Annotated in this window: 8 protein-coding genes; all 8 read right to left on the bottom strand. The window is 64.1% G+C overall.

Features of this window, described 5'->3' with window-relative positions; all coding sequences use genetic code 11:
- Positions 1-9: 9 nt before the first annotated feature.
- The 8 genes from ACX3P1_RS11415 to ACX3P1_RS11450 all read right to left on the bottom strand — a co-directional run bounded on the left by ACX3P1_RS11415 (position 10) and on the right by ACX3P1_RS11450 (position 11,773).
- Positions 10-750: an NUDIX hydrolase gene (locus ACX3P1_RS11415; protein ID WP_459079688.1), complete on the bottom strand. Its 741-nt coding sequence runs from the start codon at positions 748-750 to the stop codon at positions 10-12.
- A 75-nt stretch (positions 751-825) separates the two neighbouring features.
- Complete coding sequence (locus tag ACX3P1_RS11420) at positions 826-1,278, bottom strand: DUF983 domain-containing protein (protein ID WP_459079689.1); 453 nt, start codon at positions 1,276-1,278, stop codon at positions 826-828.
- Positions 1,279-1,294: 16 nt separating this feature from the next.
- Positions 1,295-3,616 carry a ribonuclease R gene (gene rnr, locus ACX3P1_RS11425; protein WP_459079690.1) on the bottom strand — a complete coding sequence of 774 codons (2,322 nt, stop codon included), beginning with the start codon at positions 3,614-3,616 and terminating at the stop codon, positions 1,295-1,297.
- A 4-nt stretch (positions 3,617-3,620) separates the two neighbouring features.
- Positions 3,621-6,233, bottom strand: coding sequence for a type I DNA topoisomerase (gene topA, locus ACX3P1_RS11430; protein ID WP_459079691.1), 2,613 nt, complete (start codon positions 6,231-6,233; stop codon positions 3,621-3,623).
- Positions 6,234-6,435: 202 nt separating this feature from the next.
- Positions 6,436-8,253 carry an ABC transporter ATP-binding protein gene (locus ACX3P1_RS11435; protein ID WP_459079692.1) on the bottom strand — a complete coding sequence of 606 codons (1,818 nt, stop codon included), beginning with the start codon at positions 8,251-8,253 and terminating at the stop codon, positions 6,436-6,438.
- Positions 8,250-9,194 (bottom strand): acetamidase/formamidase family protein, encoded by a 945-nt coding sequence (locus ACX3P1_RS11440; RefSeq protein ID WP_459079693.1) that lies wholly within the window; start codon positions 9,192-9,194, stop codon positions 8,250-8,252. The genes ACX3P1_RS11435 and ACX3P1_RS11440 overlap by 4 nt, the downstream gene beginning before the upstream one ends.
- Complete coding sequence (locus tag ACX3P1_RS11445) at positions 9,184-10,830, bottom strand: ABC transporter substrate-binding protein (RefSeq protein ID WP_459079694.1); 1,647 nt, start codon at positions 10,828-10,830, stop codon at positions 9,184-9,186. Before ACX3P1_RS11445 ends, ACX3P1_RS11440 begins: the two co-directional genes overlap by 11 nt.
- Positions 10,831-10,852: 22 nt before the next feature.
- Positions 10,853-11,773, bottom strand: coding sequence for an ABC transporter permease (locus ACX3P1_RS11450; RefSeq protein ID WP_459079695.1), 921 nt, complete (start codon positions 11,771-11,773; stop codon positions 10,853-10,855).
- Positions 11,774-11,782 lie beyond the last annotated feature (9 nt).

Below are 11,782 nucleotides of genomic sequence, written 5' to 3' on the forward strand. Positions count from 1 at the left end.
GACTGCTTGCTACAGAAGATCGCGGATAAAATGGGTGCGCACCAGCCGGTAGAAGGGCACATCGCCGCCGGGCCGCAACTGCGGGTCGAGGGCAAGCCGCGCTTCCAGCTCTCCCAAAATCGTCCGGGTGATGGCCGGAATATCGGCCTCGCGCGCCTGGGCAAGCGGCAGCCAGACCAGTTCTTCCAACTCGTTCGTCGGCCCGCCGTCCCGCAGTTCCACGGCGACTTCGCTTCGCCAGACGCCGAGGAACCGCGTGTCGAAGCGGCGGACGCGGCCGGGCGGCGTAATGGCGCGGGCAATGAAGCGAACCGCGCCGAGCGAGGGCTGCACGCCATGCTCGACGAAGCCTTGCCAGTCGCTTTTGCCGGTCGCAAACGGGCCTTTTTGCCCAATCAGCAGGCCGGCTTCCTCGTAGGTCTCGCGGATGGCGGAAAGGGCGATGGCGCGTGCGCGCGTGGCGCTGGTGCGGCCGGGGCCGGCGCACAGCCTGGCTTCTTCATCCGGGTGCAGGCTGGTGGCGACGGCGATGCGGCTGTCGGCCGGGTCGGTCCGCCCGCCGGGAAAGACGAACTTGCCCGGCATGAAGGCGTGACCGGCGCTGCGCCGGCCCATCAGCACCGAGACGTCGCCGCCCTTGCGGTCAAGCAGAATCAGCGTCGCGGCATCGCGCGGCCGCTTGGGCCCCGCGCCCAGCGCGGCGTCGTTGCGTTCGGCGCGGTCGAGTTCCGCCCTGGTCATTTCATTCATGGAGGTACGGATTAGCGGAAACTTCTTGCAGGCGATAGGGACGGCGGCGGCGTTCGGATTGCGTCAGTGCGGGCGTCACGCCTCCGGGTGGGTCTCGATATAATCGGTCTCGCCGCCGAAGCCGTGCATGTAGAACGCCCATTGCAGGCCGACGACCGCACCCTTGATCGGTTGCAGCAGGGCCAGCGACAATATGACGGTCAATGGCAGCCATATGAGGAGATGCAGCCACATCGGCCAGAAGGTCGTCATTTCCACGGCCATGAAGCCGCCGACGACGATATGGCCGACGATGGCGATCACCAGATAGGCGGGCAGATCGTCGGCCCGGTGGTGGTAAAGCTCCTCGGCGCAAACGGCGCATTTGTCGACCGGCTTGACGAAGGCGCGAAACAGCTTGCCTTCGCCGCAATGCGGGCAACGGCCCATGAAGCCGAACTTGATCGCCTGCCATGCCGGCCTGCGGACACGGCCCGACTGATGCTCACCGCCGAAAACCTGCTCGTCCACCACATCTGCCTTGGTCATGCCGGTGCTTCCATCCTTAACGTCTTCTGCGCGATCCGCCTCGCGGCTGCGAGGCACGGCCCCGTGAAGCGCCGCCCTTGGACTTGTGGAACGATCGCTTCGAACCGGGCAGCGGTTTCGGCTCGGTCAGCATCTCGAAGCGCATCGCGCCCGCCATGGGCGCTACCTCGATCAGCCGAACCTCGACGCGGTCGGCAAGCTGATAGCCTTTTCCTGTCCGCTCCCCGAAAAGCGATCGGGCTGCTTCGTCGTATATATAGTAATCGCCATCGAGCGATGACACCGGGATAAAGCCATCTGCGCCGTACTGCGGCAATTGGACAAATAGTCCTGATTTGGTGACGCCCGAAATGCGCGCGTCGAAGCGCTCGTCGATGCGTTCGGCGAGATAGCTGGCGATCAGCCGGTCGACCGTATCGCGCTCTGCCTTCATGGCCCGGCGTTCCGCCGCCGAAATCAGCACGCCGACATCCTCCAGCCGTGCCTCTTCTTCCGGCGTCAGCCCGTCGGGGCCGAGGCCGAGTGCGGCAATAAGCCCGCGATGCACGATCAAGTCGGCATAGCGGCGGATCGGCGAGGTGAAATGCGCGTAGCGGCGCAAATTGAGGCCGAAATGGCCGAGATTGGCCGGCGAATATTCGGCCTGGCTTTGCGAACGCAGCACGACCTCGTTGACCAGTCCCTCATTGTCCTGGCCCCGCACCCGCTCGAGAATGCCGTTGAACTGGGCCGGCTTCATCTGCGCGCCGCGCGCCAAGGACAAGCCGAGTGTCTGCAAGAACTCGCGCAGCGATTCCTGCTTGGCCATCGAGGGCGCATCGTGGACGCGGTAGACCAGCTTCTGCTTCTTGCCTTCCAGCGTCTCGGCGGCGGCAACATTGGCCTGGATCATGAACTCTTCAATGAGTTTATGCGCGTCCAGCCGCTCCGGCACGATGACGCGGTCGACGGTGCCGTCTTCCTTGAGCACAATCTTGCGTTCCGGCAAATCGAGTTCCAGCGGCTGGCGTCCGTCGCGCCCGCGCTTCAGCACCGCATAGGCATCCCAGAGCGGCTTGAGAACTGTGTCGAGAATCGGCCCGGTCTTGTCGTCCGGCGCGCCGTCGATGGCAGCTTGCGCCTGCGCGTAGGCGAGTTTGGCTGCCGATTTCATCATGATGCGATGGAATGAATGCCGGATTTTCCGGCCATCGGCCCCAAACGTCATCCGCGCCGCCAGCGCCGGGCGGTCCTCGCCCTCGCGCAGCGAACAGAGGTCGTTGGAAATGCGCTCCGGCAGCATTGGCACGACGCGATCAGGGAAATAGACCGAATTGCCGCGCAGCAGCGCCTCGCGGTCGAGCGCGGTGCCGTAGCGGACATAGGCGGCGACATCGGCGATGGCGACGGTGACGATAAAGCCGCCCGGGTTTTTCTCGTCCGTATCCGGTTCGGCGAACACCGCGTCGTCATGGTCCTTGGCATCGGCGGGGTCGATGGTGACGAGCGGAACGCTGCGAAAATCCTCGCGGCCCGCCATCGTCGCTGCCTTGGCGGATTCCGCCTCGGCGATGACAGAGGCCGGAAAGATGTGCGGGATGTCGTGGGCGTGGATGGCGATCATCGAGACCGCCTTTTCGCTGGTCAGCGAACCCAGTACCGTCAACACCTTGGCGCGCGGCAGGCCGTAGCGCGAGGCGCGCGCCGGCTCGACCTCGACCAGGTCGCCGTTTTTCGCGCCGTTGGCAAATTCCGTGTCGACGATCAGTTCCGGCTGGCGCCGCTCCACCGGCTCGATGCGGAACGTGCCGTCCTTGAGCACGCGGAACACGCCGAGCACCGCGTCGGTGCGCTTCTCGAAAACCTTGATGACACGGCCCGTATAAGCGGGGCCGGTCGGATCGTCGGTGGCGAAGGTTTTTGCAAGCACGCGGTCGCCGATGCCCGGCGTCTGCGCGCCATTGCCGCTGCGGGAAATACGGATCGAGACAACCGGCGGCTCGCCGTCGCCAACATTCTCGGTCGGATGTGCCAACAGGACGCCGTCGCCGTCGCGCCCGAAAATATCCAGCACGGCGACATGGGGCAGGGCGCCGACACGGGCCAGCCGCTTGCGTTCCTTGGTCAGCAGGCCCTCGTCCTGCAGGTCGCGCAACAAGTCTTTCAGCCAGATGCGGTCGTCACCCTTGAGCGCGAAGGCCTTGGCGATGTCGCGCTTGCCGGAACGGTCCGGGTTCTCAGTGATGAAGCGCAGGATTTCGTCGCGCGAGGGCCGATAGGCTTCCTTGTCTGTGGTTTTGGAGCGGGTATCGGCGGTGCGGGGATCGCCGTGGCCGCGTCCGGTGATCCTGCGCGCCACTGGCCTATGCCTTCTTCTTTGCCGCTGGTTTCTTTGCCGCCGGCTTTTTCGCGGCAGCCTTCTTCGGTGCCGCCGCCTTGCGCGCCGGCTTCTTGCCGCCGCCCTTGGCTTCCTTTTCGGCGATCAGCGTAACCGCTTCCTCGACCGTCACCGTTTGCGGGTCCTTGCCCTTCGGCAAAGTCGCGTTGACCTTGCCGAAATTGACATACGGCCCGTATTTGCCATCACGAACCACGATCTTGCCGCCGCCGTCGGGATGATCACCAAGCTCCTTGAGGGCTGCAGCGGCCGCACCACGGCCCTGGCCTCGCGATGCCTGCTTTTCCGCCAGCACCGTCACGGCACGGTTGAGGCCGATGGAAAACACGTCCTCGATCGAATCCACATTGGCATATGTGCCGTCATGCAGCACGAACGGGCCGTAACGCCCGAGCCCGGCCGAGATCATCTTGGCGGTTTCGGGATGCTGGCCGACATCGCGCGGCAGCGAAAGCAGCGCCAGCGCCTTCTCATGGTCGATACTATCCGGCGTCCAGCCCTTGGGCAGGCTGGAGCGCTTGGCTTCCTTGCCATCGCCGCGCTGCACGTAAGGGCCGAAACGCCCCTTGCGCAGGGTGATTTCTTCCGCCGTGTAGGGATCGTTGCCCAGCACCTTGGTGCCATCCTCGCCGCCACCGTTCTCGCCGTTGGCTTCGCCGCCAAGCTGGCGGGTGAAGCTGCATTCGGGGTAGTTCGAGCAGCCGACGAAAGCGCCGAATTTGCCGAGTTTAAGCGACAGATTGCCGGTGCCGCATTTCGGGCAGATGCGCGGATTGGAACCGTCTTCGCGCTGCGGGAACACCAGCGGCGCCAGCGCCTCGTTCAGCGCGTCGAGAACGTCGGTGACGCGCAGTTCCTTGGTGTTGTCGACCGCGCCGGAAAAATCCTTCCAGAAGTCGCGCAGCACATCCTTCCAGGCGAGCTTGCCGTCGGAGATCTGGTCGAGCTTTTCCTCAAGATCGGCGGTGAAATCGTACTCGACATATTTATCGAAGAAATTTTCCAGAAACGCCGTCACCAGCCGGCCCTTGGCGTCGGGCACCAGCCGGCGCTTGTCGATGGCGACATATTGGCGGTCTTCCAGCGTTTTCAGCGTCGAGGCGTAGGTCGAGGGCCGGCCGATGCCCAGTTCTTCCAGCTTCTTGATCAGCGAGGCTTCCGAATAGCGCGGCGGCGGCTCGGTCGAGTGCTGCGTGGCGTTGATGGCTTCGCGGGCGAGCGCCTCGTCGGCCCGGATTTCGGGCAAGCGGCGGTTTTCCTCGTCCTCGGAAGAATCTTCTTCCTTCTGGTCAGTGTAGGCGGCGATGAAGCCGTCGAAGCGCACGACCGAACCGACGGCGCGCAAGGTGGCGGTGCGGGCGGCATTCACAGCCTCGATCTCGACCGTGGTGCGCTCGATCTCGGCCGGATTCATCTGGCTGGCGATGGCGCGCTTCCAGACCAACTCGTAGAGCCGGAACTGGTCGGCATCGAGATATTGGCGCACGGAAGCCGGCGTGCGGAAGAAGTCGGTCGGGCGGATCGCTTCGTGCGCTTCCTGCGCGTTCTTGGCCTTGGCGGTGTAGTAGCGCGGCTTTTCCGGCAAATATTTATCGCCGAACTCCTTGCCGATCGCGGCACGCGCCGCCGAAATCGCCTCCGGCGCCATCTGCACGCCGTCGGTTCGCATATAGGTGATCAGGCCGGCCGTCTCGCCGCCGATGTCCATGCCCTCATAGAGCCGCTGCGCCACCTGCATGGTGCGGTTGGCCGAAAACCCCATGCGCGACGACGCTGCCTGCTGCAAGGTGGAAGTGGTGAAGGGCGGGCCGGGATTGCGCCTTGTCGGCTTGGCCTCGACCGACAGCGTCTTGAAGGTCGCACCCTCCAGCATCGCCTTGATGTCGTTGGCCTGGGCCTCGTTCTTGATGTCGAGCTTTTGCAGCTTCTTGCCGTCGAAACCCGTCAGCCGGGCTTCAAAGCTGTCCTTGCGCGGCGTGCCGAGAATGGCCGCGATGTTCCAGTATTCCTCGCGAATGAACCGCTCGATCTCGGATTCGCGCTCGCATACCAGCCGAAGCGCCACTGATTGCACCCGTCCGGCGGACCGTGCGCCGGGCAGCTTGCGCCACAAAACGGGGGAAAGCGTGAAGCCGACCAGATAGTCGAGCGCCCGGCGCGCCAGATAGGCGTCGACCAGCGGCACGTCGATCTGGCGGGGATTGGCCATGGCGTCGAGCACGGATTGCTTGGTGATGGCGTTGAAGACGACGCGGCTGACCGGCTTGTCCTTCAGCGCGCGCTTCTGCTTGAGCACTTCCAGCACATGCCACGAAATCGCCTCGCCCTCGCGATCCGGATCGGTGGCGAGGATCAGGCCGTCGGCGCTCTTGACGGCATTGGCGATCTCGGTGAGCCGCTTGGCCGAGGGCCCATCGACAGCCCACGACATGGCGAAATCCTCGTCGGGGCGCACCGAGCCGTCCTTGGCCGGCAGGTCGCGGACATGGCCATACGAGGCCAGAACCTTGTAGTTCTTGCCGAGATATTTGTTGATTGTCTTCGCTTTGGCCGGCGATTCGACGACGACGACGTCCATGAGTGCTCGTATCTTCAGGTGATGCGGCAGAAGAGTTTCGCTGCGCGCGACGAAATATCGTTCAAGACGCCTCGTCAAATGGCCGCGCTTTTCAGTCCGGTCAAGGGGTGAGGGTCAAATTGAGGCGAAACAGCCCATACATCCTTGCATTGCGTCGGCTGTTTTTCTCAATCGCAGGTAAGCCGCATGCGTCTTGATTCGTTCAGTCGGCTGCCGTTGCGGCCGCAACGAGATGCCCGCCGCCGATATCGTTCAGGGTAAGCCGGGACGGCTCGTCGCCGACCTGGCGCATGACGCTTGGGATTTCCTGTTCGAGGCGGGCGAAGCGTTTGCGCCGTCTTGTCGGATCGGGCACCGGCACCGCTTCGATCAGCCTGCGTGTATAGGGATGGGCAGGGTTGGAAAACACCTGGTCGCGCGTGCCCATCTCCACGATCTGGCCGAGATACATGACGGCGACGCGGTCGGAAATGTTTTCCACCACCGCCATGTCGTGCGAAATGAACAGATAAGCGATGCCGAATTCCTGCTGCAACTCCTTCAGCAGTTCCAGCACTTTCGCCTGTACCGACACGTCGAGCGCCGACACGCTTTCATCGGCGATGATGAGCTTTGGCCGCAGCGCCAGAGCGCGCGCGATACAGACGCGCTGGCGCTGGCCACCCGAAAACTCATGCGGGTAAAGCTCCATCTGGTCGGCCGACAGGCCAACGCGGTCAAACAGCGCCGCCACCCGTTCGCGGCGCTCCTGTCTGGAGCCGATGCCATGGATCAGCATCGGTTCGGCAACCAGGTCGCCGACGCGCATGCGCGGATCGAGCGAGGCGAACGGGTCCTGGAAGATCATCTGCACGTCGCGGCGCACGGCTTTTCGCGCTTCGCCTGTAAGGCCGGTCAGGCTGCGGCCGTTGACGGTGATGTCGCCGCTGAACGGCACCAGCCCGGCAATCGCCTTGGCGGTCGTCGACTTGCCGCACCCGCTCTCGCCGACCAGCGCGAATGTCTCGTTCGGCGCGATGGAGAAGCTGACGCCTTCGACCGCATGGACACGGCGTGTAACGCGGCCGAAGAACCCGCCATGCAGGTCGAAGCGGACTTTCAGGTCGCGCACGGTGGCGATGGGGGCATTTTCCTCAGGCTCCGGTTCTCGCGTCCCCTGGCTTTGCCCGTCGCCCATGCGCGGCACCGCGGCCAGCAACTCGCGCGTATAGTCGGCTTTGGGGGCGGCAAAAATATCGCGGGCCTTGCCTTCCTCGACCATGCGTCCGTGGCGCATGACGATGACGCGGTCGGCCATTTCGGCGACTACGCCCATGTCGTGGGTGATGAGGATGACGCTGGTTCCGTGCTGGCGCTGCAAGTCGCGCAACAACTCCAGCACCTCGCCCTGCACGGTGACGTCAAGCGCCGTGGTCGGCTCGTCGGCAATCAGCACGTCCGGTTCCAGCGCCAGCGCCATGGCGATCATGACGCGCTGGCGCATGCCGCCCGAAAGCTCGTGCGGATATTGCTTCAGCCGGCTTTCCGCTTCCGGAATGCGCACCGCCTTCAGCGCGTCTATCGCGCGCTGGCGCGCGGTGCCGCCCGACAGGTCGGTGTGCGTCTCGATGGCCTCGGTCAACTGCCTGCCGATCGACAAGACCGGATTGAGCGAGGTCATCGGCTCCTGGAAAATCATGGCGATGCGGTTACCGCGCACCGCCTGCATGCGACGTTCGTCCAGGCTGGCAAGATCGGTGTCGCCAAGATGGATGGAGCCGGAAGCGATACGGGCGGCCGGCTCGGGCAAAAGCCGCATGATCGCCAGCGAGGTCATCGACTTACCGGAACCGCTCTCGCCCGCGATGCACAGCGTTTCGCCGCGCGAAAGCGTGAAGGAAAGGTCGGAGACGACTTCGCGTCCGCCATCCTCGCCGCGCACGGAAACCGTCAGGCCGGAAACGGAAAGCACCGGTTCGGCTGAAGGCTGCCCCTCCGGGGCTATCGCCCCGGAAGATATCTTGGTGGCGCTTGCGTTCATTCAAACACGCAGCGCGGGAAGTAGAACGACACCACCCAGTTCGGCATGTCGACGATCTCGCTGATGCGCAGATCACCGCATACCGACACCAGCATGTAGGCGTCGACCGGATCGAGCTGGTAGCGCGCCGCCAACAGGTCGACCATCTGCGCGACCGCTTCCTTCGCGCCGCTCATCAGGTCCGGCCCGATGCCGGTGGTCACCTCGTAGCCCTTGGCGTCGAGATGGCTCGTCACCGGTCCCGGCGTGGTGAAGCGCGGATATTTCAGCCGCGCATCCTTGACCAGATCGAGCGTCAGAACGACGTTCATCGGGCTTTCGATCGCCGTGCCGCAGACTTCGCCGTCGCCCTGGGCGGCATGCGTGTCGCCGACCGAAAACAGCGCGCCCGCCACCTCTACCGGCAGGTAGAGGATGGTGCCGGCAGCCAGGTCGCGGATGTCGAGATTGCCGCCGACCCGCCGCGGCGGCACCACCGAATGCAGGCCCTTTTCAGCAGGCGCATTGCCGATGGTCCCGGCGAACGGCTTTAGCGGCACGCGGCCGTTTTTCCCGAACAGCGCCGGCTCCAGCGAGGTCGCGTCATACTTCCAGACGGTGAGGGCCGGCTCCTTGAAATCGTCGGCGAGCAGGCCGAAACCGGGAATGTTCGCCGTCCAGCCGAAACCGGACGGCTTGAATTCCTCGATCGTCACTTTCAGCGCATCGCCCGGTTCCGCACCCTCGACGAAGATCGGGCCCGTCACCGGGTTGATCTTGCCGAAGTCGAGCGCCGCGATATCGGCGACCGTGCTTTCGGGCGTCAGTTGCCCGCCCGACGAATCCAGACACTCGAAGAAGACCGTCGAACCGGGCGTCACCGTCTCGGCCGGGACAAACGAATTGTCCCAGCCGAAATGATGGTGGCGTCCGTGGATGGTGTAGTTGCAGTTATTGCACATCTTTCACATACACATGGTCATAGTTGATCGGAATGTGGACCGGATCGACATAGAGGTTGTCGGCGCCGCCCATCCGGGCGGATTTGAGCGTGAAGCGCTGCTCGTTGAACACCGGCGCCCAGGGCGCATCCTCCATGATCTTGACGTAGATGTCGCTCCACATCTTGTAGCGCTCGTCGGCCTTGGCCGGATCGACGATGGAGTCAGCTTCCGCCGCCTTCTTGTCGAGGTCCTCGTTGCAGTACCACGACCAGTTCCAGCCACCCGGCACCGCGCCGCCGCAGCCGAGGATCGGGCCGTAGAAGTTGGACGGGTCGGGGAAGTCGGCAATCCATGCCATGCCGCCCGACCAGATCATCGGCGCGCCGTTCTTGTCGCCGCCGGCGGCAATCACGTTGGCCTGCGCCAGCGCCTGGATCGAGGCCTTGATGCCGATGGCGGCCAGATCCTGCTGGATCGCCTGGGCGATGCGCGGGTTCGGATCGGTGTTCATGGCGTAGAGTTCGGTTTCGAACCCGTCCGGATGGCCAGCTTCCGCCAAAAGTTCCTTGGCCTTGGCCGGATCGTAGGGATAGCCCTTATAGTCCTTGGTGTAGCCCGGCATCGACGGCGGCAGCGGCTGGTTGGCCGGGATGGCGCGGTTGTTGATGAGCTTGACGATGCGATCCTTGTTGATCGCCATGTTGACCGCCTGGCGCACCTTGACGTCGTCGAACGGCTTCATCGTCACGTTCATGGTGATGTAGCCGGTCTGCAACTGGCCGCCCTCGACGACGCGGGCCTTTTGCGCCGGGTCGCTCATCACCTCCTGGAACTTGGCGGGCGGGATGCCGTCGCCGGGAACGTCGATCTCGCCCTTTTGCAGGCGCAACAGTGCCACGATCGGCTCCTGCCCGATCTCGAAGGTGATCTTGTTCAGATAGGGCAGGCCCTTGTGCCAGTAGTCCGCGTTCTTTTCGAAGACGACGCGCTGGCCAAGCGTCCATTCGGCCAGCTTGTAGGCGCCGGTGCCGACCGGATGCTTGCCGAAGTCCGCGCCCCACTTCTCCACCGCCTCCTTCGGCACGACGTGGCTGAAGTTGATCGCCATAACATGCAGGAAGGTGGCGTCGGGCCGCGTCAGCTGGAACTTGATGGTGTAGGGGTCAACCACCGTGATGCCCGAAACGCCATCGGCCTTGCCGTCGGCTGCTTCCTGATAGCCCTCGATCGAGGCGAAGAAGCCCTGGCCGGGGCTTTGCGTCTTGGGGTTGACCACGCGGTCGATCGAATACTTTACGTCTTCGGCGGTCATCTCGCGGCCGTTGTGGAACTTCACCCCGTGCCTGATCTTGAAGGTGAAGGTCTTTCCGTCCGGCGAAATGTCGTAGCTTTCGGCAAGGTCCGGCGTCAGTTCGGTGGTGCCGGGCTTGTAGTCCATCAGCCCGTCGAACAGGCTCTTGATCATCGACCAGTTCTGCCAGTCGTAGCCGATGGCCGGATCGAGCGTGGCGACGTCATCCTTGTAGGTGATGATGATGTCGCCGCCGGGCTTGGCGTTGGGGTCGAGCGTTTCGTCGGCGGCAGCGGCCGAGCCTAGCCCGAGCATCAGCGCAAGCGCCGATACCGCGACGGTGGATGCCAGAAATCTTTTCATCTCTTGTTCCCTTTCCTTGTTGTTATCTGAGCTTGATGCGTGGATCGATGAAAGGCGCGACGATGTCGGCCAGAAGGTTGCCGAGCACGATGGCGAAGGCCGACACCATGGTCACGCCCATGATGATCGGGATGTCGACGCGCTGGATCGCCTGCCAGGCAAGCTGGCCGATGCCCGGCCAGCCGAACACGCTTTCCACGACGACGATGCCGCCCATCAGGATGCCGATATCGATGCCGATCATGGCGACGATCGGCAGGATGGCGTTGGGCAGCGCATGGCGCAGAAGGATCGCGCGGCGCGCCAGCCCCTTGGCGCGGGCGGTGCGCACATAATCCTGGCGCAGCACGTCGATCATCGAGGAGCGCATCATGCGCGCGTACCAGCCCGCGCCGAGGATACCCATGGTAAGCGACGGCAGCACTAGGTGCCGCCAGGTGCCGTAGCCGCCGATCGGAAACCAGGAGAGCTGCACCGCGAACACGTAGAGCAGCAACAGGCCGACCACGAATTGCGGTGCCGATACGCCGATGAAGGAGACGACCATCAGCGACTGATCGGTGGCCGAGCCGCGTCGCACCGCCGCCACCAGGCCCATGGTCAGCCCAAGCACCAGTTCGCAGACGATGGAACCGGCCATCAGGAGCAGCGTCGCCGGCAACCGCGCGACGACGAGTTCGGTGACCTGCGAGCGCTGGATGTAGGAGCGGCCGAGATCGCCTTGCACCAGATTGCCGAGATAGCGCCAGTACTGGACGATGAAGGACTGGTCGAGGCCGAGCTGGCGGCGGATGTTTTCCACCGTCTCGGGCGTGGCGCTGCGCCCCGCGATCTGGCGCACCGGATCGGCGGGCAGCAGGTAAAGCAGCGCAAAGGTGATGATCGACACGCCGAGCAGGATCAGCAGCGACTGGACGATGCGGCGGGCGAGATAGGCGATCATTCCCGGCCT

It is taken from the genome of Mesorhizobium sp. A623 (assembly GCF_054489405.1).